Source organism: Brasilonema sennae CENA114, assembly GCF_006968745.1.
Lineage (GTDB): Bacteria > Cyanobacteriota > Cyanobacteriia > Cyanobacteriales > Nostocaceae > Brasilonema > Brasilonema sennae.
Map to the genome: position 1 here is coordinate 4607205 of NZ_CP030118.1, position 24889 is coordinate 4632093.

Genomic DNA, 24889 nt, shown 5'->3' on the forward strand with positions numbered 1-24889 from the left:
CGCACCTAAAAAAGTTACAAAAAAATTGACAAATTTATATCATTCACTTGAATCAATCCATAAAATAATATATTTTAATAGCATAAAATACTAAATACATAAAAATTCTTAACTCGCAACATCAAATCCTTGAGGAGAGGCAGAAAGCCTAAGGAGTGAAAAGCAAACTATGCCAAACTTTTAGGGTTACTTTGCCGCTTGTTGTACCGAACTCTAAATTTTACCGATACTTATGGTAGCGCGCACTCTTACACAAAAGCCCCAGATAAAATCAGGAGAAGATTGCGACTGTTTAAATCTACCTTTTACCAAAACGCGCGGGTGCAAAGGTGCAGATTTTGTTGGGGTTTAGGAGGGACTTTGAAAATGTACTTATTGTACACCAAGCAAACAGAGCCAAAAGAATACTCACCGCCCTCACCTCATGTTTGATACAGTGGTCAACAATAACGTGGCGGGTTTGGTGCCGCCATTAATTTTACCCTAACACCCCTAATTGTTGATTGCAGTAATCCTAAAGGTGCGTTACCCTACCTTCTTAGTTGGGGAAGTCAATATCGCAACTAACACCTATGTCCTCAATAAATTTTTGCAGCAAAAGTAGATTTTTTCTATGACTCAGCCTTCTTCTCAAAAGCAAGCCGAGCAACAGTTGAATCAGTCAAAAGGGCTTCAAGAGTCTGCTGATCCGAAGCAGAGGCCACAGGAATGGAGTTTGAAAACCAAGGCAATAGCTTGGGCTATGCTTGTGAGTATGCTCCCTGTGCTGACAGTAGGGACAACTACTTACTACTTTGGTAGCCAGTTGACAGCCAAACAGATTTCCCAAGCAAGACAAGCAGATACCACAAGTCTGGCAGAAGCTGAACTTGGACTACATAGACTGCTGTCACTGCTGTTAATTGAAACGGGGGTGACGGCAGTATTGGCAGGTGCGATCGCTGCAATTTTAGGGATTCGCGCCATTCGTCCAATCCTGAACGCCGCCTCAGTCTCTACCACTATGGTGAATAGGTTACGTCGAGAAAGCGCGGATTCTGGCACCTCCATCGTCAGCAAAGATGAACTGGCTGTCTTAGAGACAAACATCAACTTCGTCAAAGAACAGCTTCCGGATTTACTCTGGAAACAAGAAGCCGAAGCCGAACGCTCCCAGGTGTTTCACAACATTAGCCGCGGTATTCGCCAATCACTCACTCAAGAAGATGTTTTGCGAACCACTGTAGAAGAAGTTCGCAAGGCTCTAAGAATTGACCGCGTTGCCATCTTTCGTTTTGATTCTAACTTGGATGGAACTTTTGTAGAAGAATCTGCAGCACCTGAGTTGCCAAAAATCCTATGGACTACCATCTCAGACCCCTGTTTCCAAACAGGGTATGTCGAACAATATCGAAATGGTCGTGTTCGTGCTATTGATGATATCTATCAAGCTAATCTCACTGATTGTCATATTGGGTTGCTAGAGCGATTTGCTGTAAAATCTAATCTAATCGCACCCATTCTCAAAAACAACCAGCTATTTGGCTTATTGATTGCACATCAGTGCTTTGAACCTCGTACATGGCAGCAGTATGAGATTGATTTGTTTGCTCAAATAGCGGCACAAGTGGGATTTGCTCTTGACTACGTTAAGCTCTTAGAACGGATAGATACAAAAGCCGATCAAGCTCAAGCATTTATAAATATTACCCGCCGCATTCGAGAATCGCTCAACGAAGAGGATGTCCTAAAAGCTACCGTTGAAGAAACCCGTAAAGTACTGAGCGCTGACCGAGTGCTCGTTTATGGCTTTGACAGCAACTGGTATGGAACTGTGGTTGCAGAATCAGTGCTTCCAGGTTTTCCCAAAGCGTTGCGAGCCAAAATCAAAGACCCCTGCTTTGTTGAGGGCTATGTAGAAAAGTACCAAGCTGGTCGAGTTCAAGCCACCAATAACATTTATGAAGCTGGCTTGACTACTTGTCACATTAGCCAACTCGAACCCTTTGCTGTCAGGGCAAATTTGGTTGCGTCCATTCTCAAAGATAACCAGCTATTTGCCTTATTAATTGCACATCAGTGTTCGGGACCTCGTGATTGGCAGCAGTATGAAATCGATTTGTTCACCCAGATAGCCACGCAGGTGGGATTTGCTCTCGACCATGCTAGACTTGTTCAACGAATCGATGCTGAAGGAGTGCAAACTCAATTGCTTGCGGACATGACCCGTTCCATTCGGGAATCGCTCAACGAAGAGGATGTCCTCAAAACCACTGTTGAAAAAACCCGCAAAGCAATGAGCGCTGACCGAGTACTGGTTTATGGGTTTGACAGCAATTGGTATGGAACTGTGATTGCAGAATCAGTGCTTCCAGGTTTTCCCAAAGCGTTGCGAGCCAAAATCAAAGACCCCTGCTTTGCTGAGGGCTATGTGGAAAAGTACCGATTTGGTAGAGTTCAAGCTACCAATAACATTTATGAAGCTGGTTTGACTACTTGTCACATTAGCCAACTCGAACCGTTTGCTGTTAAGGCAAATTTGGTTGCGCCCATTCTCAAAGATGACCAGTTATTTGGCTTATTGATTGCGCATCAGTGTTCAGGACCTCGTGATTGGCAGCAGTATGAAATTGATTTATTCACCCAAATAGCTACGCAGGTGGGATTTGCTCTCGACCATGCCAGACTCCTAAACAAGGTAGAGCAGGCGTACCAATCTGCTGAAGCGACCTCTTACGAGCAGCGTGAACAAAAAGAAGCACTCCAGCTCATGGTACTTGAGTTGCTCAGAGGTAGTCAAACATCTGTCCAAACCCTTTCAGGTGAGGCTCTTAGCCAGGTTGAGTCCCTTACTGGTGCCTACAATCAAATTCAAGCGTTAGTTGATTCGGCTATGGAAATGCTGATTTGTGCCCAACAAGCAGAACTGCAAGAGCAGCAGCTCACTCAGGCAGTACACGATGGACATTCGTCGATAGACCCGATTTTAGAAAACTTGTGTGATGTCCAAGTAAAGGTTATGGAAGCTGTCGAGAAGGTCGAGCGTCTAGACCAACCTTTTCAAAAGTTCTCCCAGCTCGTGGGCCTCATTAGTCATATAGCATTTCAAATAAAGCTCCAAGCTATGAATACAGTACTTGAAGCAAGTCGCACCACAGAAGGTGGTGAACAATTTGCTTGGCTCGCTGACCAAGCACTTTCTCAAGTGCATCAATTAGAAGCGAGTATTGCAGAAGTACAATTACTCGTTCCAGAAATTCAGACACAAGCCAATGAAGTAGTTGCTGTTATAGAATACGGGGCAGAACAGGCGATGAGGGGGATTAGATTGGCGCAGGAAACTCAGGAGAAGTTCAATCAGATTATTATGCTCAGTGAGCAAATGAAAAAACTGGTCGAGGAACTTGTCCAAACTGCTCCTGTCCAAGCAAAAACTTCAACCTCAGCAAGCCAATCTATTCTAGAAGTTGTCAGTATTGCCAGCAAGACTTCGGAACAAGTCCTGGCAGTAGCTAAGTCTTTAGACAAGCTGTCAACACTCGCACAAAATCTACAGGAGGATGCTGATTGACATTCCCACCACGCTAAAGGTGCCGGGATTCTCCAAGACTAAGCCAAGTCCGGTGACATCCCATAGACTCAATTAAACAAGATTGCAAAAGTAACAATTGCCACTCTTGCAGGGAAAAGGCAAAAGTTAAAAGGGAAAGGTTTTTTATATTTTTCCCCTCTTACACCCCTTACACCCTGCCCTCCCGGCGTTGACCATCTATAATTTGGCAAGAGCGATCGCCTGGTACTCAGCTATATCCGTTGCCAGGTAGATTAGGACATGAACTTATGAGAAAAAACGGACATCACCAGACTTTCACACGCCTGTTAAGCGTTAAGCGTTCCTTACTATACCTACCCACCTCATTAAGGACTGGTCGAGCGTGCGCTTTTTCAGTGTCCACAATTGGTTGGGGTTTGAATAGCAATACATTTGATTCTGACTTCTGGCTTGGTGACTTGGTGAGACCAGTGCTGCACAGAGAAGTGCCTTGCGGAGCCAGTACTGCAGGAGGGTTTCCCTCACTTGGTATCTGGCGTCGGGTTAAGCGCGTTGTGGCAACTAGCCCCGATAGGCGTAGCCGTGCCGCAGGCATAGGGGGCGCTACGCAAACGGAGAGGGTTTCCCGACAGAGGCATCTGGTGAGACAGCGCGAATGACGGCTCTCCCGACCTAGGCGACTGCGTAAGCGCAAAGCGCACGCGGCTTGGGCGTAAGCGCAAGCGCACGCTAAGAGCGTTCGCGCAGCGTCTCCTACGGAGATACGCGTAAGCGTGTCCCTTTGGGACTTACGCGTAGCGTCTCCGCAGGAGATACCCGAAGGGCGTTCGCCGTAAGGCGTGCGCTCTGCGCACACCCGATAGCCGTAAGGCGTGGCGTTAGCCATAGGGTGAATTCTTCTTCAATGAGAAAAGTAAAAATGTGATAAAAGTCTGAAAACAATGTATGCAAACCTTGACAGATTTAAACATACCGCCGAAATTATTCGGTGATGGTAGAGTAATGGTGCATTGATGGTGTGTGAAAACTACGCTACAAGTAGCACTAAAGATTAACCAGGGAAATCTGAAAATTGTAGAACTTATTTTTTTGTTTGAAATGATGAATCTTAAATGAACCAACAGGGAATTTGCAATGCTTTAATTAAAATATGTAGATAAATTGCTTGTTTGTAGTTAAAACCCTGTATTACTTCGTAGTATTGATGCCTACACCCTGTCCGAGTGCCTCAAAGATCTCTTCAAGACAATCTTGCAGAACGATGGCACTCTCCAAAAAAACGTATTTAGTGTTTGCCTCATATTGGCACAGTCAGTACAAGATGCTGTGCTAGAGTGACAACATTGGCGCTAGCGTGAAGGATAAGATATGGTCGTAGAAAGGTGTTTGAGGGTTTATTATAAACCCATTTCTCATCTTCACAAACGACGAGAAAGCCTTTTCGACTTGACAAAATGGAGTTTTGCGTCAGGCGTTGCACAAAAAGCTATCCCTAAGTCAATGAGTGGCAAAAACGTGCTGTTTGCGTCATATTTCTGCAAGCTCCTCTGCTCCAATAGCTATATTGACCGGACAAAAATTCACAAATTCTGATTATGGCAAGTAAATTAGTCTCTGTTAGAGAATACACTGTTAAGGCACACAAACGGACGATTCATACGCGGGTTTTCAACTTCCTCTGTAAGGAATGCGGTGTTCCGGCGAAGCGCGAGACTTACGGTTCTCGACCGTTATATTGTGAACAATGTCGTCCTCCTCAACCACCGAAAAAATCATTAATGAAGCCTCAAAAGGCTAAACCTAGACCAATGACCTATAAATCTAAAACTGATTTGGATTGAGTTGAAGCTATATGACTACTAAGGGAAAACTAGAGCCACCACCCCAAACATTGTTGGAGCCACTTTTGGAATTACGGGAGTACTATACTGCTCTTACTGAAGAGTATGAACGCTTATGGCGAACTGCGCGATCGCAACTTGTCCATGTAGAAGCCTTGTTATCCAACTGGTCTGGTGTTGATGAACGCGACGATCTAACGGCTGTCGTTGAGATGTTGTCTTTTGCACCCACTCCTAGCCAACAAGATTCCTTCTCACCACAACAGTTCAAGAATATTTCTGATGTTGAACAACAACAAGCGAAGGACTCAGAACTCCCAGACTCGGAGTCCTCATCCGACATAGATTTGGATGATGCTGAACAACAACAAGCGATCAACTCAGAACTCCCAGACTCGGAGTCCTCATCCGACGTAGATTTGGATGATGCTGAACAACAACAAGCGATCGACTCAGAACTCCCAGACTCGGAGTCCTCATCCGACGTAGATTTGGATGATGTTGAACAACAACAAGCGATCGACTCAGAACTCCCAGACTCGGAGTTCGACGTAGATTTGGATGATGTTGAACAACAAGCGATCGACTCAGAACTCCCAGACTCGGAGTTCGACGTAGATTTGGATGATGTTGAACAACAACAAGCGATCGACTCAGAACTCCCAGACGATGAAGACCAGCACATAGATTTAGATGAGGAGTCACCCGACGAAGAAAACACGGTAGTTACATCACCCACTTCATCCCCACAAAAGGAGATACCAACCCAGAATAACGATTACTCTCCTGGGACAGATGTTCCAATGCTGCCCCAGTTCCAAGTTCTCACGCGAATGCAAGCGATAGAGAAAATATTGCGAGAGAATGCTGGAAGTGTCTGTCATATAGACTTTGTTGTGCGCTCACTTTTTGGCGATTTAGAGCCAAGTGTGTTCAAAATCGTCAAAAGTCGCATCCAATCCTCTCTGACACACGGCAAAGAAAAGAGTTACTGGGCTGCCGTTCCGGATGAGCCAGGGTGTTATACTCTGGATTTAAGCTTGATAATACCAGCAAATGGTAAAGTCAAATCCAAGATAATCAAACCTAAAAAGAAGAAACCCTTCCTACTCCCCAAGGCAAAAAGGGCATCAATGGTACCTGAATATGAAGGTAAATTTTTGATTGATGCCATCTGCATACTCTTGCAGAAAAATTCCGGGAAAATCTTCAGCGTAGCTGATGTGATCACAGGACTTTATGGAGAACTCAATGCTGAAGAACTAGCAGAGATAAAAACTGCCGTGCATAATGAACTTTCTAGAGGTCACCGGATAGGAAGATTCTCTAGAGTTCCTGAAAAAACTGGTTATTATACTTGGGATTTAAGTAAAATCCGGAGAAAATAGCCTTTTGATCGCAACTTGAGAAGTCAAAAGGAGTTTGTACTGTGGAATGGCAAATGCAAAATTCGCAAATTTGCAACTCAGCTAACAGAAGCCCCAGTTGCAAATTCAGGGCGACTCCAAATGACTTCTGCAAGCATTGCCTAATGTTGTCGATAACGTTAGGGAGCTTTTTTACTTCCAAGCATCCTCCCAAAGTTATTGCGCATTTGCTGGTCTCGACCCAGGTTGTACTGTAACTTGCACGGTTGTGTCATTACGTTGCAGTTGCATTTGCACGTTTGCCCCAACGCCACTTTTATCAATTATCTGCTGCACTGTATCCGCAGTGGTAACAGATTGATTGTTGATTTGTCGGATGACATCTCCTGGACGTATTCCGGCTCTATCAGCCGGAGAACCAGGAAGAACGCGGACAATCAGAATGCCTTGGTCTGCTTGCACGCGGACGTTACTATTAGAAAGGCTGTTAATCCGTTGCTTAAGTTCAGGTGTCAGGGATACCATCTGAATCCCTATGAAGGGATGTTCAACTTTGCCCTGAGTAATTAATTGTTGGGCAATTCGCTCGGCGGTGTCGATGGGAATCGCAAAGCCTATTCCTTGAGCGCCCTGGATAATAGCTGTGTTGACCCCAATAACTTGACCACGAGCATTTAGCAGTGGTCCGCCGGAGTTTCCAGGATTAATGGCTGCGTCAGTTTGAATATAACCAACGCGGTTATCAGATGCACCGATATCACTAATAGAACGATCCGTTGCACTAACAACGCCCACTGTTACCGTTTCTTGCAAACCTAAGGGATTCCCGATTGCGATCGCCCACTGTCCTGGCTGAACCCGCTGAGATGTTGCCAGTTCTACAGTTGGCAGGTTATTTAGTGGAACTTGCACAACCGCAATATCAGTCAATTTGTCTTGTCCCAAGACTTTTCCTTCAACAGTACGACCGTCGGACAATGATACCGATACTGTATCAGCATCGTTGACAACGTGAGCATTTGTGAGAATCTGTCCATTAGCATTAATCACAAAACCAGAACCAACACCACGCACCACTTTCTCTTGAGGCTGTGCTGGTATCTGCCGACCAAAAAACCGTTGATAGAATGGGTCATTTAAGATCTCTGGGACTTGGCTTCTGACAGTTCTGGAAGTATTAATTTGCACTACCGCAGGTTCAACCTTATTTACCACAGCAACTACAAAGTTATTATCCTCTGGAGTTGGTGTCAGAGGACGGTTATTTGGAGTAGCAGACTGTTGGACTGGTTGAGCATTAGCAGTATTAGTCTCCCGTGAAGCTTCCACGTTTCTGGATGAGTTTATTGAGCAGGCACTCAAAAATGTAATTCCTACTCCCAGAAGTGGTAACAATAAGTGAGTTATCGGTTTGTTACAAAAGAATTTGTTTGTGAGATTATTTTTGTGCTCGAAACCATCTATATTTAATTTGATAAGCTTTTGATTATTATTTAGGTATTTTTTGTTCATAAGACTTTATTGATTTTATATCTTAGTGTCTGGTGAAAATAATCTCCTTATTTAAGGTTTATATTTTATGATGCTTATTGTCATCTACCATAAGAAAGTTATCACTTATCAGTTACCAGTAGGTGTTGATTTTTAGCTTTAACTGAACCGTATTGGGTTAAAAAGCAGTTAGTAAAGCGGATTTATTATAACAGTCCAGCCTGTTAGTATGGCTATTTTACTGTGTTACTCATTAAAAAATAATTTTTCTTTTCCATTAGGTAGAACACTGGTTAATTATAAGGGCACAGCAATGCTGTGCCCTCACCATATGGTTTATAATCTATGTTTTTGAAGAAGAAGTCAGAATTCAGCAATTCAGAATTCAGACGGTAGAACCCGCCACTGATTGGAGACCACCAGATTGAAAATTTGGTGTGGTGTTTCACCATTTATTCATCCGCCAGTCGCACAGAAGTTCATTCTGAACGGCAGTCGCCCCAAGTCGGGAAACCCCTTCGGGTATCTCCTAAGCCCTGCGGGCACGCACTCGCGTTCGGAGACGCTGAGTCCTGAGCCCTGAGTCCCAAAGGGACACGCTGCGCGAACGGGCACGGCAAAGCCGAACGGACACGCTACGCGTATCTCCGTAGGAGACGCTGCGCGAACGCTCTTAGCGTGCGCTTGCGCTTACGCGTTCGCCCTTGGCGTGCGCTTTGCGCTTACGCCAGATGCCTGGCTGTCGGGAAAACGCCACATGCTATCTCCCAAGGGGAGACGCAATCATGCGAACAAGCCGGGAAACCCGGACGCCAGATACCTACGGAGGGAGACCCTCCTGCAGTACTGGCTCTCCAACGCAGTGGCTCCCCTCCCGCAGCAGTGGTCTCACCGCCCACGGCGCTGCCTCCTTCTGGCTCCTGACTCCTGAGTTCTTTTGTTAAAATCGTCTCGGTTTTTGAGAGATCTACCAGTGGTTTAAACAAATCCCTGTTACCTTTGGAAAAGTAACCGGATTCAATCTGGTCAATCGCTTGTTTAAGTTGAGGATTACTGTTGTAATAATCCCACGGATGGTAGCCTTGAGCTTTCATTTGTGAAACTTGCTGTGCCGTCAGTCCAAAGAGGAAGAAATTTTCGTGTCCGACGCGATCGCCCCAAAGGGGCGATTGCGAATTTCAATATTCGCCCCATCCAGTGTACCAATCGTCAATGTGCCATTCATCGCAAAGTTCATTTTATATCAAATCCGTTTGTATCAGAATTATTTCTCCCTCTTCTCTCTCTGCGTTCTCTGCGCCTCTGCGGTTTTTTAATGATTCAGATGTTACCGGATTTAATATTACTCGTGCCAGAAGCTTCTTTACCAGCAGTCGAGATTTGTTCCGAAACATCAGCCGCTGAATATATTCGCTGTGCTAATGCCATATTGTAGTTTGCTAGAAAAACCACTTTAAGGCGAGACCCAAGGTAGTGTTAAGCTGTTTTCAATCAAACCTGATGAGTGATGGAGATGGAGCGATTTTGTAATATTTTTATATTTTCTAATTTCTTAAGCTTTTTCCTCAACCTTGGATGTTGGCAAGTACTTTTGTAATACCTCCCCAACCAACAAAAAGAAAATCCCACTTAGAATTCCTATTCCCATGATGTTCAATTCAACGCTACCAAATCCTCCTATAATATCAGGACTTATAAGTGTTATAATGAGTAATGAAAAAGCCGAAAAACTACTTATTGTTAAAGACAGCTTTACGCTTTGTTTGGAGAAGTTATAGCGTTCCGTTTGAGCGATTAAATAAGCAACAAAAGGAGCAAACACCGCTCCTACATATGCTGCATAAAAATACACAATCAGATTAACAATCTCCCCACCTTTCAAAGCAACGGCAAGACTAAACAGAGCATTTGCAGCAGTGACGAGTAGCCGACTCCAAACAGATGCAGGCAGAATATTGAAGTCCAAAATTGTCTTGGTTTGCACTCGCAAAATACTGCTGCCAATACCCAGCGCTGGAACCAGTAAAGACATAATCATCACTATACCTAAAGGCTTGTCGGTGCCACCGCCAACCCAAGCTAGGATAAATGGGAGAGCTTGTTTACCATCAATACCAGCAGGCAAAATTCCTGCGTTCTGTGCTGCGACAACAACTGTTGAAGGTAAAAAAGCAAGCAGTAGTAGCAAAATTGCAGCTATTGTACACCCTCGATACAGGCTGTTTTCATCTTTTGCTTGGACAAGAAACTGCTGATACTTCATATCTATAGGTACCAGCAGAATTGTAGACAATGAGACGCCCACTATAGTTGGCAAACTCATATGCTTGAGTGAGCTAGCAAATTCTATGGGCGATCGCACATAATCACCAAAAGCGTGTAACACCCACAGTCCATAAAGCAAAGCCAAAAAGTTCAGAATCAGTAACCCGCGGAATATCCAGCCTGCTTTTTTTATTGGGAGTAAAGAAATGATTGCAAACAGGATAGCCAAAACAACCATCGTCGGGAGAGTGGGTATTCCGAAAACCTTGAGAATAAAAGCTCCAGAAATCAACTGAACGGCTTCAATACCAATCAGCGATAACCACGACATCAGGCTGACAAAAACTTTTACCCCATCTCCGTAGGCAGAACCTAGCAATGTCCAAATTGGCTCTGTTCGCTTCCAGTAAAATTTTGCCAGTCCTAAAAGAGCTATTGTACCAAAGCCAAGGGAGACAGTATAGAGACTGCCAGCAGCCCCTAAAGTTAGTGATTTCTCAGCGGTTCCTAAAACAAACCCCAAACCGTAATGCGCGGATACTAGCAAGGCTGCTAGCGAGAAGGTGTCGAGTCTGCGCTCTAAAGCCATATTGGCATCTGCTCCACAAATTTTTTTTAAATTTCCCCGTGAATTTTTACTGGCTCGTGGCTAGACTTCATTAACTCGTAGAGATCATAAGCATATAAATCTTCCTGACTTGGCTCATCAGTCTGACTTGTTGCCACAATTGGGTCATTGTATGCTTTCGTTCTACCAATCAGTAAAAGTTTTTTTCCGGCACACTCTCCAATTAATCTGAACTGATGGTCGGGAAAAAAGTTGACTTCATCTGTATATAACGTATGATTTTTGATCGGCATATTTTCTCCTCAATTCTTATAAAAGGTGCGACTGGTTAAAATTAATTCTCAACCTTTAGTTGGGAAAGATGCTGATTCTTCGTAGTCAAGGGAATTGCTAGTAGAGATGCACACAATTACTTAAATTTTTGACTTTTGAATTCACAAAAGATACAGGCTCTTCCCTAAAGGAAATCAACAGATATATGTTTACACTGCCAGTAATGAAAGGCAATGTTAGCAAGGAGAACCTGGGGACAACAGCTTGGAATCAGCAGATGCCATAGGTACTCGTTCCAATGCCGACGGAGTTAGCTGACGGGCTAAGACTGGAAGGTGTCTCTCCATTCAAGATTCGCCCCAATACATTGGTTCCTCCGCTTCTAACCCAGAGTTGAAGTTTTTCAGCAACTAGACTGGATTGAATTAGGCAAGTTTTACCCATACATTCACTAAAACTATACTGAAACGTCCAAAGAGTCAATCCATCTTAACTTCCCACATCAGGACGAGTGCTATTTAACAACTTATCTGGTTAATATTTACGGTGAATTGTATTAATAATGCTCTGATGGTGGATGCTTCAGTAATTGGTGAGGAAACGTATATGAGTCAAACCTCATATCTTTACAAATTATACCCAAGAATAAAAAGATTGCTCAGGTGCTGAAATACCTATTTTTTAGGGATACTGCAAGCGCCATGACTGCCATACTTGTCAAGCTTAAAAATTAGCAACAGCCTTAATTGGCTGTTACTAGTTAGGAAAAATCATATGATTGACCAAATTGTAAACCAAACTTTAATCAACTTGCACCATATAGCAATCCGTGCAGGAGTTGTGAAATTACTCGTTGAGGTAGGGAACGCTCTGCACAGGCTATGCCAACACAAATGAAATAGGACTGCCATAGCAGACTTTCAAGCTAAAAAACTTCCGTAGCCGCCGCCTGAGGGCAAAGCGGATGCTGTGCGAACGGCGATCGCCCTTGGCGGCTCCCTTTGGGAGCATCGCACAGTATTGAGCTATGTAACACCTTTGGTTGTGATGGCTTTACGAAGTTTAACCATTGTTTAGTTAAACACATAAAACACGGGTCAGCTACCAACTTTATAGAATTATAAGCTTTCCACAGATGTTTTAGTTTTGTCAGAGAGGATGCCTACACAGTTCGTTCCACACAAATGCTCTCGTAAGCTTATTAACTTCCCACCTCAGGATGAGTGCTATTTAACAACTTATCTGGTTAAGATTTACGATGAATTGTATTAATCATGCTTTTATGATGGATGCTTCGGTAATTGGTGAACAAGTCATTGCTACAAACTTAAAGCAGTTTCTTTTGGTACTTGCAGTTTCTTTAGGGGTGGCGACAATATCACAGATATTTAGCTGGTTTCGGCAAATACCTTACACTTTACTTTTAGTCATTGTAGGCTTAGGGTTAGCTTTTGCCGATGTTCGTTTAGTGGATCTTTCTCCAGAATTAATTTTGTTTATTTTTCTACCACCATTACTTTTTGAAGCAGCATGGAATTTAAAATGGTCGAATTTAAAGCGGGATTTGTTGCCAATTACTCTTTATGCAGTTATTGGGGTTGTGATTTCAATAGTGGGGATGGCAATAGGTTTAAATAAATTTGCAGGAATCTCACTCACAACGGCTTTACTCATCGGGGCTAGTCTTTGTGCCACGGATCCAGTTTCAGTCACTGCTTTATTTCGGGAATTGGGCGTTCCTAGTCGTTTGACAACATTAATTGAAGGTGAAAGCTTGTTCAATGATGGCATGGCAGTTGTTGCTTTTAGTTTTTTAGTGCAACTGCCTTTAGGAACAGCTGAATTAGAATTAAAACCAATTGTGGTAGAACTTTTTACAGTTGTTGGTATTGGTATGGCGGTTGGAGGACTCATTGGTTTTGGGATCTCTTACCTCACCCAACGTTTCGATTTACCACTTGTGGAACAGTCTTTAACTTTAGTTTCTACCTATGCAACATATCTTATTGTTGAGGAGTTAGGTGGATCTGGAGTCATTGGGGTTGTGACGACAGGGTTGATCTTGGGCAATTTTGGTTCTCGGATTGGTATGAACCCGCGTACTCGGGTTATCGTGACTGAGTTCTGGGAATTTCTGGCGTTTTTTGTGAACTCAATTGTCTTTCTGTTGATTGGGGATCAGATACGGTATGCCAGTTTGGAGGAAAACTTAACAATCATTGCAGTGACAGTAGGGGTAATGATTTTAAGTCGGGCAATTGCAATATTGTCTTTAAGTCAATTAAGCAATCTTTTACAAGCATCAAAAATTACTTTACCTGAACAAACTATACTCTGGTGGGGCGGGGTGCGCGGTTCTGTTTCTATTGCTTTGGCTTTGAGTGTACCCACAATTGTAGTAGAGCGAGAAAAAATTATTGCTACAGTTTTTGGTGCAGTATTATTTACTTTGCTATTCCAAGGATTAAGTATCAAACCTTTATTACAAAAGCTTAACTTTCTGGGTGACCAGTCCTTACGCGAGCGATATTTAGAAATAGTTGCACGGACTGTTGCTCTCAATCGTGTCTTACAACACCTTCAAGTAGACCAAAGACCTGGTGTAGACCCAGAGTTTTACCGCTATCAAGAAGCACTGGTTAAAGGAGAAATTGAAAATTTAGAAGCGCAAATTAACCAGCTACAGGATGAGCATCCAAACATCCGCAACTTTCCAGCTGAACAACTCCGAGGAGAACTTTTGGCTATTGAAGCAGATACCTATGCTGAATTTCTGCGGACAGGTCAGTTAAATAAAGAACTTTCTCCATTGCTGGAAGATGTTTTGCAAAATAGTGAGGGGATTTGAAATATACAGATAAATTCTTCTATAGAAGCTTCGAGATATCTTTGCGATGTTAGTTTCTGATAAAATCCTTACGGTGAAAACGTACTCCAACGTAACATAACAGTCGTAAAAGAGTTGTATCTATCGAAGTTATGATAACAGCTAATGTTGACACAAATCCATTAGATCAAGACTCCTCTAATTGGTCTGCCTTGTTGCAGCAACTGTTAGAGCGTCAATCACTTTCGGTATCTCAAGCTTCTAACTTAATGTCTGGTTGGCTACAAGAAGCCATTCCCCCTGTGTTATCGGGTGCTATTTTAGCAGCAATTCAAGCCAAGGGAGTGTCTGCCGAAGAGTTACTTGGCATGGTTGAGGTTTTATATTCTCAATCTAACAAACCAGCGCAACGAGATTTGATTGTTGGTAACTCACCACTTGTAGATACTTGTGGTACTGGGGGAGATGGAGCATCAACATTTAATATTTCCACTGCTGTTGCTTTTGTGACTGCTGCTGCTGGGGTAAAAGTGGCTAAACATGGTAATCGTTCAGCATCTGGAAAAACTGGTTCAGCAGACGTGTTAGAAGCTTTGGGTGTTAATCTTAAAGCAAGTCTGGAGAAAACTCAAGAAGCTGTGAGCGCAGTTGGCATGACTTTCTTGTTTGCACCCGATTGGCATCCAGCTCTCAAAGTTCTCGCCCCTTTACGAAAAACTCTGAAAGTACGCACAATTTTTAATTTGTTAGGTCCATTAATTAATCCCTTAAAACCAACAGGACAGGTTATTGGTGTCAACTCTCCGGTTTTGGTAGAAACTTTTGCTAAGGTTTTAAATCAATTAGGGACTCGCCGCGCAATTACACTTCACGGACGCGAAAAATTAGATGAAGCAGGGTTGGGAGATAAAACTGATTTGGCTGTGTTGTCAAACCAACAAATACACCTGATCGAACTTTCTCCACAACAGCTAGGCTTAAACCCTGCTCCCATTAGTGAATTACGGGGTGGGGATGTTGAAGAGAATGCAGAAATTCTCAAAGCTGTTCTTCAAGGTAAAGGGACTGGGCCACAGCAAGATGTGGTTGCTCTCAATGCAGCGTTTGCACTGTATGTGGGCGAAGCAGTACCAGATCAAGCAGATGATTATCAAACTTTTTCTCAAGCTGTTATTGTTGCTAAGGAAATTCTCCAAAGTGGACTTGCTTGGAAAAAGTTGGAACAGCTTGCTGAATTTTTGAAGTGAAAGATAATCTGCAAGAACATTGAAGAAAGCAGAGGGCAAAGGGATCAATTGGATGGGGATTGATACCCCAATCAATTATGGAAGAAACATCTTTTGCCTGTTCCCTGTTCCCTATAGCGGTTCTCACTTCGGTGCAATATAGTCGTCACCTCACCCCGCATTTGAGTCTCGCAAACGCTCCCCTCTCCTTAGCAAGGAGAGGGGTTGGGGAGCCAGTGCTGTGGGGAGCCAGTACTGCCAAGAGTTGTGCCTTGCGGAGCCAGTACTTGATGAGGGTTTCCCTCACTTGGTATCTGGTGAGACCAGCGCTGCAGGAGGGTCTCCCTCCGTAGGCGACTGGCGAACCCGAAGGGCGTCGGGTTAAGCGCGTTGTGGCAACTAGCCCCGATAGGCGTAGCCGTGCCGCAGGCATAGGGGGCGCTACGCAAACCCAGAGGGTCTCCCGACCTAGGTATCTGGTGAGACAGCGCTGCAGGAGGTGAGACCAGTGCTGCGGGAGGGTCTCCCGACAGCCAGGCATCTGGCGAACCCGAAGGGGTCTCCCGACCTAGGCGACTGCGTAAGCGCAAAGCGCACGCGGCTTGGGCGTAAGCGCAAGCGCACGCTAAGAGCGAACGCGTAAGCGTGTCCCTTTGGGACTTACGCGTAGCGTCTCCGCAGGAGATACCCGAAGGGCGTCCGGGTCCCCCGACTTGAGGCACCTGGCGTGGTGAGGTTAAAAATGTACTTCATGCAAATGAGAACCGCTATATTCCCTATTCCCTATTAATTCTTTTTCTCGTCATCTCCTAACATATGAAGTAATTTTTTTGCACCCAAAGCACCCATAACTGCATCACCAACAACTTCCACAGCCTGTACTACTTTCTTGCCAACATCATGGAGATTTATGTGGTTGTGAAAAATCTCCTCACTTAGCCACTCAGTAGTAGCTTTCAAATTATGAATTGGTGTTGGCAATAACCTCAAATAAGTGGCTTGGCGGATTAAGTGAGCAGGTTCACCCTTGACTTCTAAGACGTCGTAAATGTTAGCAGCAGCATCATTTAACCCAAGCTTAAGAAGAGTTCCGCGTAAGCTTACTTTGACAGGTTTGGGATCATTTCCTGAGGCAATGGCTTTTAAATTCTCAGCAATTGTTATTCCTTGTTGATAGGCAACTTGTGCAGTTGGTGGTAATGAAGCATCTTCTACAACAGCACAATCACCTCCTACAAAAACTTCAGGAAAATCTTGTAATTGTAGGGTTTGCGTGACTTTCAATCGACCGCGTTTGTCTCGATTTTCATCTGGAATTGGTAAGTCTTTGATCAGCGGATGGGTGTCAGTACCTGTTGTCCAAATTGTGGTGGATGTTACAAGTGTCTCAGATTTACCATCACGCTTATACTCAACTGTGCTGGGACTTATCGCTGTGACTTCTGCTTCCAAAAGTATCTCTATTTCCACAGTGCGTTTTTGCAAACTCTTCCCAGCAATTTCACGCATTGAATCCCTGTCACCTTTAAGGATTTCCTTGCTGTTATTAATGAGTACAATCCGCACTTCTTGAGGGTTACCTTTAAGCGCTGCATACCAATCTGGTAAAAAATCTGCTAAAGTGGCTGCGATTTCCACACCTGAAGGACCACCACCAATGATTGCGACTGTGAGTAGTTTACGACGTTGTTCTGGATCTTCGGTTTGTGCGGCTTTTTGGAAACAGTTACGCAAATGTTGATCAATGGCGATCGCATCTTTTTGCGTCCGAAAAGGTAAAGCATACTCTTTTGCTCCCTCAACACCAAAGTAGCCAGTGACGCTACCTAAAGCTAAGACTAAGTTGCTGTAGTTGTAGGAAGTTCCAGAAGTTAACTTGACTTGTCGTTGATGCAAATCAATCGATTCTACTGTATCTTGAACAAAAGTTACACCGCTACCCTTGAGTAATTCTGCAAAACGTGGTACTACCTGAAAAGCATCCATCTCACCACTAAAATACTCATAGAGTAATGGCTTAAAGCAAAAGCGTTCGTTGCTATCAATTAAGATGATTGAGTCAGGATAGTCTTGGTTAGCAAGATGTAACGCTGTAAAAAGCCCACTAAAGCCACCACCTAAAATAATTGTTTGAGAAACTGGATTGCTCATAACTGATAAACTAGATTGCTCATAAGATGATTTTTCTCCTATGGGTTTAAAAAAAATGTAGTCAAAGTAACCTAGCAGGCTGCTTGGAAAGTGTCCTATTGTACCAAAATTATTGAGAATCTTTCTAAATCCAAGCGGGTGTGATGATTTTAAGTACAGCCACTTATGCCGTCTTTGTGGTAAAAACAACAGCGAGCAAAATGTTGTAATTATCGCATAGGTAAAGCCATAGAACTATTTCGTACAACAAACTAATATAAGTAAAGAACGTTGATTTCTATAAATGGATTTCAATAAATATGCTGAAACAATTTTCCTGGAATTTTAACAATTTTCCATTAGGCAAAAAGCTAACTGTATTACTGCTCATTATATTTATTGCAGGAATTACTCTGAGTGGTATAGCTTTGTCTGGGATCCTAAATTACAAAGCTCAAGATGAAGTGAGTTCAAATGGTAAATTGCTGTTTCGGACTATAAACTCTGTCCGATCTTATACCAATGATGAAGTTAATCCCGAGTTGGAAGCACGCTTAGGAAAGGATGAATTTGCAGCACAGACTATCCCTGCTTACTCAGCACGGAAAGTTTTTGAAAAGCTACGAAATGAGGACGAAGCCTATAAAGATTTTTTCTATAAGGAGGCGATGCTGAATCCAACAAATCCTCGGGATAAAGCTGATAGCTTTGAGACAGAACTTATACAAAAATTCCGTCAAGACAAAAAGCTTCCATTTTTGTCAGGATTCCGCCCTTTTGATAACGAGAATTTTTATTATATTGCGCGTCCCTTAGCGATAACCGAATCTAGTTGCTTGAGATGTCACAGCACACCAGATGTTGCACCCAAGAACATGATTGCGACTTATGGAACAGAAAATGGATTTGGATGGAAATTAAATCTTATTAATGGTGTTCAGATAGTTTCTATTCCTGCTAGCCAAGTCTTCCAGAAAGCTAATCAATCGTTTGTATTAGTGATGGGAATCGTGACTATCATTTTTGCGATCGCCATATACATGGCTAACTTCTGGCTGACGCGATATGTTGTACGACCGATTAAACGTGTCGTCCGTGTTGCAGAAGCTGTTAGTACTGGTGATATGGATGCAGAGTTTGAGAAAGTAGCTAACGATGAGGTGGGCAGTTTGGTGGAAGCTTTCACACGCATGAAGATAAGTTTAGTTATGGCAATTAAAAGTTTTGAACGATATCGTGGAGGAAATCAGTGAACTATTAGACAAGATTGCAAAAGTAACAATTGCCACTCCTGTAGGGAAAGGAGAAAGGTTAAAGGGGAAAGGTTTTTTCTTATTCTTTTCTCCCTTACCCTTTTCCCTACAACTGCCACGAAGTCTATTGTTTACTGATTTAGGACTTACGCACGAGTTACTAATGAACTTGACTTTGAGATTGCTTCCTTACGTCGCAATGACCCAAGTACGTTATTTTTGCGTAAGTCCTGTGATTGTTGAAAATTATAGCGGTTTTCAATTGCGTCCAATACAGTAGAAACCATACTGTACGGTGAGACCAGTGCTGCAGGAGGGGAGCCACTGCGTTGGAGAGCCAGTACTGCAGGAGGGTCTCCCTCCGTAGGTATCTGGCGTCCGGGTTTCCCGGCTTGTAGACGCCCGGAGGGCGGCTTCCCGCAGGGTAGCATGTGGCGTTCTCCCGACAGAGGCATCTGGCGAATCCGGAGGGATCTCTACACACCGTTGTATATTTGATTGAAACGAGAATCGCTATAAAAATTGATAATGGCTCGCAAATTAGAAAACAAAACAATTGACTACAAATCTAACTTAAACTGGTCATCAGAAACGGAACTCGTCGGGCTAGTATTTGAGTTCGTCACGCTAGCAGATGTTTCTATTTACCCTCAGTATACTATTGGACTGCATGCTTGGTTTCTTGACCAAGTGCGTTCTTATGATCCAGAACTTTCTGCGTACCTCCATGATGGTGAGTCAGAAAAACCCTTTACAATTTCTGCATTAGATGGAGAATTAGTCAGCAGTGGTAGGCAAGTGCAACTGTGCGCCAACAACTCTTACTACTGGTATGTCACAGTATTGTCGAGTCGAGTCTCACAATGGATGGAAAAGTGGGTGCAAAATTTACCAAAAGAACTTAACTTGCGCAATGCATCCTTGCAGATTCGCTCTTGCAATATTGCTCATGATCCCACAACTTATGCTCAACTGCTAAACTCTGAACATGGAGAAACTGTTACCTTAAAATTTCTCAGCCCAACCAGTTTCCGTCGCAAAGGTCATCATTTTCCCTTACCAATGCCAACGAATGTTTTTCACAGTTATTTGCGTCGTTGGAATGACTTTTCTGGAATGTCTGTTGATCAGGAGGCGTTTCTGGCTTGGGTGGATGATAACGTCTTGATTATCCGTCACCAACTCACATCTATGAAAGTCCTAGCAGGTAAGAAAGGTGCGGTAACGGGATTTACAGGAACTATAGAATTTGGTTTGACTAAAGAAGCTTCCAAACAACCAGACTTTTGCAAGCTATTTTATGCTTTGGGAAAGTTAGCACCTTACTGTGGTACTGGTCATAAAACAACGTTTGGATTAGGTCAAACACGGTTGGGTTGGTCATCGCAAGCAGCACCAGAAGTACCTGATGTGCAAAGCTTGCTAGCAAAACGTATTGAGGAACTGACAGACATTTTTAAGGCACAGCGTAAGCGGACTGGAGGCGATCGCGCAGAAGAGATAGCATCAAAATGGGCAACAATCCTGGCGCGGCGGGAGATGGGGGAGTCATTGCAGCTGGTGGCGCAAGATTTGGAAATGCCTTATGAGACGGTGAAGACTTATGTAAAATTGGCGCGTCGTGCTTTAAAACCAGGGTAGTTTAGTATGATTTCTAAAACTGGTGTCCACCAGTCGCGTCGCTTCTCCTCGTTCCACCTTCACCAAGTTTTCCCTTGAAGTGGCGATAGTAAGATACAGAGAAATCCCGTTATCAACCGCCGCCAGTACTAAAGCAGCTGATAGGGTTTTTGTCCCGCCTGTGTAGTCAGCAAGAATTTCATCATCAGGGGCTTGTTGTTGGAGATGACGAATGCACTGGTGGATTTTGAGGTAGCATTCTGATAAATCGTCGGGGTTTTGGATGAGAATTAAATCTCGTTCTGGTTGAAAGCGATCGCCTAACCCCACCTGTGCTGGAATATTTGGTAATCTGTCAATAACTTCGCTTCCGCGTCGGACTTCGCAAGGTGTTCCTTCGCCAATGACTTGGGACTTGCTTCCTTTGTCGCCATCCGAGGCGATGAAGATGATGCGTTCGGGTTGGAGAGTGTGAATTGCGGTGACGATGGGTTGGAAGGAACCCCCGACGGTGACGAGGAGAAGTTTGGGCATGGTGAATGAGTTTGGTGAAGTTTTTATGTAAGTTTTAGTTGGGTATATTGAGGAAACAGCATTTCTAAGTTTTTAATTAAATGGTTCATTTACCTGAAAATAGCTGTAAAATAAACTAAATAATAGAAAGCTCTTCATCAATCAACACACTTCACACTTTTAATACTCCCATCTTCTTTGAGAGACACAATTTTCACCTTCACCGTCTGTCCTTCCTTAAGAACACTAGCTTTCTTCGGTTCCTTCTCAGTTAATTTAATTGTCCCCAAAATCTCATAAGTGACCTTGTTACCATTGATTTTGGTAACTTTTGCCTCTAATATTTGGTCAACTTGAAAGTCTTGGGATTGAACGACTTTGGCAATTTCTACTTGACGGGATGACTCTACAGGAGATGCAGTAAAAATAGGAATTTCTCCAATGGGAACACCAGCATCTTTGTAGTAACGCATGAGGCGAGATACCCAGCCTAAAATTTGCAGAATGGTGTAAGCATTTCCAACACTTTTGAGAGAATCACTACAAGCTTTCTCGATACTGCGGTAATAATTTGAAGTTTTGCCACTGTGTCCAATGACTCTACCATTACTCACCAAGGTTTTTAAATACTTGAAAAACCGAGAAGTTGCATCTGGTTTGTCAACAATAGTGCGCAGATAGGCAACTGCTTTCCCCAATTCGTTAATGTCTGTATCTTCTTTTACTAGGGTTTGAGCGATCGCATGAGCAATATCCCACTCTGCATCCGTCAATGATTCCAAGGAAGATTCAAGCATAGTCATAATTAGTACATTCCAGATGGCGGTTCGCGGTCGGTTGGATAGCGCAGTACGGCTGCGAGTTCCTCTAGTTGGGGTTTCTGAATCAAACGCGAGTGGGCTGTTTGAATCTTTTCTTGTATAAATTGTTTTAATTTATCTCCTGTCATCTCGTCAGAATCATTGAGGTTATAAGACGAGTAACGCTGTTTCAGGTTTTGTGCTTGTAAGATTTTTTCCACAGCAACTGTCATCGTTCCCATACCGATGGGTTTCCCGCCTCCCACCTTTAAGGCGATAGGATTTTTGGAGTCTTGTCCTAAGACAATTAACAAAGTTCCTAATTCTTCTGCTAGTAAATTCTTGAAGTGCAATTCAGTTTTGAAAGTATACTCTCTTGCGGCTTGTTGTACAGGAATGCCAGCATTTTGTCCTTTATCAATTGCTTTGATAGTATGATAGTAAAACTTCCGACCTGCAACCCTACCTTGAATAAAGTACGCGCTGCTTTCATCTGGACGAGGACGATACAAGGAAGGCATAAATCCAGTGGAAAAGCCCATGCTTTCACACTTCGCATCGTTGAAATCCAGCAAGCCCTGCCAATCTAACGCACCAAATACCCGACTGGCTGGGCAAAGTTGTTCTTTGTTGCGACAAGGTAGGCGTTCGGTAGGTATTTGATTTCTATACTTGGGAGTAACAACCGCTAGAGTACTGTTAGTAATCGCTTCATAAACAGATCGGATGCAACCTTTGAGGGAACTGCCACCAATTGTAAGCTTTTGGTCAACACCTTGTATCATTGTTTTGATGAGGGGAATACGACTGCCAATGTCGCTACCCATGACAACGACTCCTGTGGAGACGTGGAGAGATGTCTGGACTTTTAGGGTAAGATGTAGGGTACCGTGGAGGCAATCGCTCAAATATTTGTGATGTCCAACGGGACGCTGTAGATTTGGACGTTCTTTAGGAAAAGAGACGAATTCATAAGGTTTAGGTGCAAGTTCAGGGTTTGATGAAGCTGCACGGTTAGGTTTGTTTGGTTGTTGAGGTGGTTGTGGACGATTTCCAGTCATGGTTGCGTAACCTCCACAGTCAAAGCGATAAATTGTACAGTTGAGGTTTGATTATCAATAAAATAACGTTGAGCTAATTTTGGCTGATTGTTTTTTTCTTCTTGTCGAATATCCAAACTCTTAGGGAAAATTAGCTTTTTGGGGAAACGAGTTTCATCTGGACGATACCCATAAGCGGGATATCCATAAGGAGGATTATTGGGTTCTATCCGCCAAGGTTCTTTTTTTTCTTTGTTAATTGTTTCTTTGACTGGGATAAACTCATCATGATTGTCAGCAATTGTGAGCAGCAACACTTCATAAGTATTTTGTCGCTTGTGCTTCCACCGCAGTTCACACTCATGATTAAACATTTGTCCCTCAATCATGGGAAAGTTTTTCTCTACAGGTGGTTGTTCTACAATTCCACTGACTTCATGAGTCCAACGTAAGAAATAATAACTAGGTTCACTTATGAATTTTGGGATTAACTCTAGTAATTGAGCTACTGAGAAAAGTTCTTTCTTATAACCAACAAAAGGTTTCATTTAGCGCCCACCAGTAAATGACTCCAAGATTTGACAGAACGCTCAAACAAATCTTTGACTGTACCTTCTCGCCAGGTGAGTTGTACTCCAAAACCCAAATCCATTTCTTGGGCTGCAACTGGAGTATCTTGATGATCTTGTGTGGGGAAGCCATATAATTGTGCTTCTTGAAGTTCTAAAAACTCTCCAGCACCTAAGAGGAAAGTCTTAGACCATTTTTTCTCACTACCCAAAGCACAAATTTGTTGTTTATCTTCCGATAAAATACATCCAGGATATTGGACAACAGCTTTATTTAACTTCACCTGTACTGTACCCAAACCACGAGATTTAGCAAAACCTAAGCCAAACCAACCATCATCTAAATCTCGCAAGACTAAACCAATTAAACCTAACTGCGCAAGAGTGAAGTTTTTTAAATGAATTTTGGTATGGAATTCCCCAGCAGTGCAAACTTGATAATTGAATGGACCGACTGCGACAGAACCAAATACTCGGTCAATTGCAACTCCATTGCGTTCTTCAATTTTTAGTGGTTGAGATTTATCAGGATAAGCATCTTCTATTCTGACTCGGCTGGCGATGGAAGTGTTACCAAACATTTTGTCTGTAAAAGAAGAGAGTTTGTAAATATCGCTAGGTGATTTATTTTGCAGATAATCATATTTATCATTTAATGGGTCATTAGCCCAAAGCAAATTCCAGTTATTAGAATCGCGCTTGTCTTTACCTACCGTTCTAACAATACGTTCTGCATGAGCGCGAATTGCTCCTTTTAAACTGCTTCCTGGCAAATATATAGAACGTCCTCCAGCATGATAGGTTTCTACAAATTCCATATCCGGCTTAGTTGGATCTGCACCTTCTTTACCAGATTTGATCAGAATTGGACCATCAGGAATTAAGGTTACATTAATTGTGCAGTGGTTAACAAATCTTTTATGCATGACTATAGTTTGTTGTGAAAAAGCATTAAGCAGCTATGAGAGTGTTGAGTTGTAATTCGCATTGTTGAAATACGTAATTAACAACAGCAAAGAGTTTATCGAGTTCCTGAATTGTGTAATACGTGATATTTCTCGTAAAAACTTCTGCTTCTAGCTTCCCGAATTGCCAACGATCACCATTAGAAACAATACCAAAGATAATTATTTTCAATTCGTCATTAAGTCTTTGGGCAGCAATCATTTCTGCTAGACATTGCGCCCAACCAGCTTCAAAGTTGTCTTGTTTGGCTTCGACTAAGATGAAGTATGGTTTGTCAAAAACAACTTTTCCTAAAGGAGAACGTTTAGCTAAAATATACTCAGGAAATCCTGATAGCTTTTCGTCATAGTTGAGTGAGTGATGACTCCATAAAATAAACTTACTGCGGTAGCACTTCCAAACTTCTTTGAGGACTGGATAAATGAGATTTTCACAAATAGCAAACTCTGAATTATCAACGACACCATCCCGCATCATGGTTTCTAAGTCTTCTCGGAAGTAGTCTGGGATATTAAATTCTACTTCGCCTACGAAATTAGCTTCGGTGTAGATAACTTGAAATGCTTTGAGAACTTCACCAATAATTTTGTAGCTACTAAAAGACATAT

General features: G+C 42.9%; 21 protein-coding genes, 2 pseudogenes and 1 riboswitch. Of the genes and pseudogenes, 7 read left to right on the plus strand and 16 right to left on the minus strand.

The features are described 5' to 3' along the window. The first annotated feature begins 613 nt into the window (after window positions 1-613). Entirely contained in the window at window positions 614-3550 is a 2937-nt protein-coding gene (locus DP114_RS19345; protein WP_171976892.1) for a methyl-accepting chemotaxis protein, read from the plus strand. Between the two features lie 286 nt (window positions 3551-3836). Here DP114_RS19345 and DP114_RS19350 read toward each other — a convergent pair whose 3' ends face one another. Beyond that, window positions 3837-4418: a hypothetical protein gene (locus tag DP114_RS19350; protein ID WP_172195247.1), complete on the minus strand. Its 582-nt coding sequence runs from the start codon at window positions 4416-4418 to the stop codon at window positions 3837-3839. 709 nt (window positions 4419-5127) lie between these two features. On the opposite strand from DP114_RS19350, the gene DP114_RS19355 reads away from it, so the two are divergent. Beyond that, window positions 5128-5373, plus strand: a complete 246-nt coding sequence (locus DP114_RS19355; RefSeq protein ID WP_169268893.1) for a hypothetical protein — start codon at window positions 5128-5130, stop codon at window positions 5371-5373. An 11-nt stretch (window positions 5374-5384) separates the two neighbouring features. Beyond that, on the plus strand, window positions 5385-6761 hold the full coding sequence (locus tag DP114_RS19360) for a midas domain-containing protein (RefSeq protein ID WP_171976894.1): 1377 nt from the start codon (window positions 5385-5387) through the stop codon (window positions 6759-6761). A gap of 195 nt (window positions 6762-6956) precedes the next feature. Here DP114_RS19360 and DP114_RS19365 read toward each other — a convergent pair whose 3' ends face one another. The 6 genes and pseudogenes from DP114_RS19365 to DP114_RS19390 form a co-directional block, all read right to left on the minus strand. Next, window positions 6957-8252 carry an HhoA/HhoB/HtrA family serine endopeptidase gene (locus tag DP114_RS19365; RefSeq protein ID WP_171976895.1) on the minus strand — a complete coding sequence of 432 codons (1296 nt, stop codon included), beginning with the start codon at window positions 8250-8252 and terminating at the stop codon, window positions 6957-6959. Between the two features lie 944 nt (window positions 8253-9196). Continuing rightward, window positions 9197-9468 (minus strand): annotated as a pseudogene (locus DP114_RS36370) (glycogen/starch/alpha-glucan phosphorylase); the annotation flags it as partial. A 98-nt stretch (window positions 9469-9566) separates the two neighbouring features. Next, window positions 9567-9689 (minus strand): annotated as a pseudogene (locus tag DP114_RS19375) (glycogen/starch/alpha-glucan phosphorylase); the annotation flags it as partial. 94 nt (window positions 9690-9783) lie between these two features. Further along, window positions 9784-11085: an SLC5/6 family protein gene (locus tag DP114_RS19380; protein WP_171976896.1), complete on the minus strand. Its 1302-nt coding sequence runs from the start codon at window positions 11083-11085 to the stop codon at window positions 9784-9786. 26 nt (window positions 11086-11111) lie between these two features. Then, on the minus strand, window positions 11112-11357 hold the full coding sequence (locus tag DP114_RS19385; protein ID WP_169266356.1) for a hypothetical protein: 246 nt from the start codon (window positions 11355-11357) through the stop codon (window positions 11112-11114). Between the two features lie 264 nt (window positions 11358-11621). Then, window positions 11622-11756: riboswitch (cyclic di-AMP (ydaO/yuaA leader) on the minus strand. 506 nt (window positions 11757-12262) lie between these two features. Further along, a complete protein-coding gene (locus DP114_RS19390) occupies window positions 12263-12424 on the minus strand; it encodes a hypothetical protein (protein WP_169266357.1) in 162 nt (53 codons plus the stop codon). Between the two features lie 195 nt (window positions 12425-12619). Here DP114_RS19390 and DP114_RS19395 point away from each other — a divergent pair, with 195 nt between their 5' ends. Together DP114_RS19395 and trpD are read left to right on the plus strand one after the other, a co-directional pair. Beyond that, window positions 12620-14185, plus strand: coding sequence for a cation:proton antiporter (locus DP114_RS19395; protein WP_169266381.1), 1566 nt, complete (start codon window positions 12620-12622; stop codon window positions 14183-14185). Between the two features lie 131 nt (window positions 14186-14316). After that, window positions 14317-15411, plus strand: coding sequence for an anthranilate phosphoribosyltransferase (trpD, locus tag DP114_RS19400; RefSeq protein ID WP_169266358.1), 1095 nt, complete (start codon window positions 14317-14319; stop codon window positions 15409-15411). Between the two features lie 188 nt (window positions 15412-15599). On the opposite strand, the gene DP114_RS19405 is transcribed toward trpD, so the two are convergent. Both DP114_RS19405 and DP114_RS19410 read right to left on the minus strand, forming a co-directional pair. Then, on the minus strand, window positions 15600-15980 hold the full coding sequence (locus DP114_RS19405) for a hypothetical protein (RefSeq protein ID WP_172195118.1): 381 nt from the start codon (window positions 15978-15980) through the stop codon (window positions 15600-15602). Between the two features lie 196 nt (window positions 15981-16176). Next, on the minus strand, window positions 16177-17541 hold the full coding sequence (locus DP114_RS19410) for an NAD(P)/FAD-dependent oxidoreductase (RefSeq protein ID WP_171976897.1): 1365 nt from the start codon (window positions 17539-17541) through the stop codon (window positions 16177-16179). A gap of 299 nt (window positions 17542-17840) precedes the next feature. Here DP114_RS19410 and DP114_RS19415 point away from each other — a divergent pair, with 299 nt between their 5' ends. Continuing rightward, window positions 17841-18773, plus strand: coding sequence for a Tll0287-like domain-containing protein (locus tag DP114_RS19415; protein WP_169268012.1), 933 nt, complete (start codon window positions 17841-17843; stop codon window positions 18771-18773). Window positions 18774-18919: 146 nt separating this feature from the next. On the opposite strand, the gene DP114_RS19420 is transcribed toward DP114_RS19415, so the two are convergent. After that, window positions 18920-19228 carry a hypothetical protein gene (locus DP114_RS19420; RefSeq protein ID WP_169268013.1) on the minus strand — a complete coding sequence of 103 codons (309 nt, stop codon included), beginning with the start codon at window positions 19226-19228 and terminating at the stop codon, window positions 18920-18922. 73 nt (window positions 19229-19301) lie between these two features. Between DP114_RS19420 and cas6 the strand changes: the two genes are divergently transcribed. Further along, the gene (gene cas6, locus DP114_RS19425; RefSeq protein WP_171976898.1) at window positions 19302-20414 is read left to right on the plus strand and encodes a CRISPR-associated endoribonuclease Cas6; all 1113 of its coding nucleotides are present in this window, start codon (window positions 19302-19304) and stop codon (window positions 20412-20414) included. Here the strand turns inward: cas6 and DP114_RS19430 are convergent. The 6 genes from DP114_RS19430 to DP114_RS19455 form a co-directional block, all read right to left on the minus strand. Next, complete coding sequence (locus DP114_RS19430) at window positions 20400-20927, minus strand: hypothetical protein (RefSeq protein WP_171976899.1); 528 nt, start codon at window positions 20925-20927, stop codon at window positions 20400-20402. The genes cas6 and DP114_RS19430 overlap by 15 nt on opposite strands. Before the next feature lie 137 nt (window positions 20928-21064). After that, complete coding sequence (locus tag DP114_RS19435; protein WP_169268016.1) at window positions 21065-21709, minus strand: hypothetical protein; 645 nt, start codon at window positions 21707-21709, stop codon at window positions 21065-21067. Window positions 21710-21711: 2 nt separating this feature from the next. Then, window positions 21712-22767 carry an RAMP superfamily CRISPR-associated protein gene (locus DP114_RS19440; RefSeq protein ID WP_169268017.1) on the minus strand — a complete coding sequence of 352 codons (1056 nt, stop codon included), beginning with the start codon at window positions 22765-22767 and terminating at the stop codon, window positions 21712-21714. Further along, window positions 22764-23294 carry a hypothetical protein gene (locus DP114_RS19445; protein WP_169268018.1) on the minus strand — a complete coding sequence of 177 codons (531 nt, stop codon included), beginning with the start codon at window positions 23292-23294 and terminating at the stop codon, window positions 22764-22766. Before DP114_RS19445 ends, DP114_RS19440 begins: the two co-directional genes overlap by 4 nt. Next, on the minus strand, window positions 23291-24241 hold the full coding sequence (locus DP114_RS19450; RefSeq protein WP_169268019.1) for an RAMP superfamily CRISPR-associated protein: 951 nt from the start codon (window positions 24239-24241) through the stop codon (window positions 23291-23293). The genes DP114_RS19445 and DP114_RS19450 overlap by 4 nt, the downstream gene beginning before the upstream one ends. A gap of 25 nt (window positions 24242-24266) precedes the next feature. Continuing rightward, window positions 24267-24887 (minus strand): hypothetical protein, encoded by a 621-nt coding sequence (locus tag DP114_RS19455; RefSeq protein ID WP_169268020.1) that lies wholly within the window; start codon window positions 24885-24887, stop codon window positions 24267-24269. Between the last annotated feature and the right edge of the window lie 2 nt (window positions 24888-24889).

What these genes read in the sequence shown, in the direction of transcription:
- DP114_RS19355 (WP_169268893.1), top strand. Translation starts at nt 5,128, where the DNA reads ATGGCAAGTAAATTAGTCTCTGTTAGAGAATACACTGTTAAGGCACAC.
- DP114_RS19350 (WP_172195247.1), bottom strand. Translation starts at nt 4,418, where the DNA reads ATGGCTAACGCCACGCCTTACGGCTATCGGGTGTGCGCAGAGCGCACG.
- DP114_RS19415 (WP_169268012.1), top strand. Translation starts at nt 17,841, where the DNA reads ATGCTGAAACAATTTTCCTGGAATTTTAACAATTTTCCATTAGGCAAA.
- DP114_RS19430 (WP_171976899.1), bottom strand. Translation starts at nt 20,927, where the DNA reads ATGCCCAAACTTCTCCTCGTCACCGTCGGGGGTTCCTTCCAACCCATC.
- DP114_RS19390 (WP_169266357.1), bottom strand. Translation starts at nt 12,424, where the DNA reads ATGTGTTTAACTAAACAATGGTTAAACTTCGTAAAGCCATCACAACCA.
- DP114_RS19445 (WP_169268018.1), bottom strand. Translation starts at nt 23,294, where the DNA reads ATGAAACCTTTTGTTGGTTATAAGAAAGAACTTTTCTCAGTAGCTCAA.
- cas6 (WP_171976898.1), top strand. Translation starts at nt 19,302, where the DNA reads ATGGCTCGCAAATTAGAAAACAAAACAATTGACTACAAATCTAACTTA.
- DP114_RS19410 (WP_171976897.1), bottom strand. Translation starts at nt 17,541, where the DNA reads ATGAGCAATCCAGTTTCTCAAACAATTATTTTAGGTGGTGGCTTTAGT.
- DP114_RS19435 (WP_169268016.1), bottom strand. Translation starts at nt 21,709, where the DNA reads ATGACTATGCTTGAATCTTCCTTGGAATCATTGACGGATGCAGAGTGG.
- DP114_RS19440 (WP_169268017.1), bottom strand. Translation starts at nt 22,767, where the DNA reads ATGACTGGAAATCGTCCACAACCACCTCAACAACCAAACAAACCTAAC.
- DP114_RS19360 (WP_171976894.1), top strand. Translation starts at nt 5,385, where the DNA reads ATGACTACTAAGGGAAAACTAGAGCCACCACCCCAAACATTGTTGGAG.
- DP114_RS19385 (WP_169266356.1), bottom strand. Translation starts at nt 11,357, where the DNA reads ATGCCGATCAAAAATCATACGTTATATACAGATGAAGTCAACTTTTTT.
- DP114_RS19380 (WP_171976896.1), bottom strand. Translation starts at nt 11,085, where the DNA reads ATGGCTTTAGAGCGCAGACTCGACACCTTCTCGCTAGCAGCCTTGCTA.
- trpD (WP_169266358.1), top strand. Translation starts at nt 14,317, where the DNA reads ATGATAACAGCTAATGTTGACACAAATCCATTAGATCAAGACTCCTCT.
- DP114_RS19395 (WP_169266381.1), top strand. Translation starts at nt 12,620, where the DNA reads ATGATGGATGCTTCGGTAATTGGTGAACAAGTCATTGCTACAAACTTA.
- DP114_RS19365 (WP_171976895.1), bottom strand. Translation starts at nt 8,252, where the DNA reads ATGAACAAAAAATACCTAAATAATAATCAAAAGCTTATCAAATTAAAT.
- DP114_RS19450 (WP_169268019.1), bottom strand. Translation starts at nt 24,241, where the DNA reads ATGCATAAAAGATTTGTTAACCACTGCACAATTAATGTAACCTTAATT.
- DP114_RS19420 (WP_169268013.1), bottom strand. Translation starts at nt 19,228, where the DNA reads ATGCCTCTGTCGGGAGAACGCCACATGCTACCCTGCGGGAAGCCGCCC.
- DP114_RS19455 (WP_169268020.1), bottom strand. Translation starts at nt 24,887, where the DNA reads ATGTCTTTTAGTAGCTACAAAATTATTGGTGAAGTTCTCAAAGCATTT.
- DP114_RS19345 (WP_171976892.1), top strand. Translation starts at nt 614, where the DNA reads ATGACTCAGCCTTCTTCTCAAAAGCAAGCCGAGCAACAGTTGAATCAG.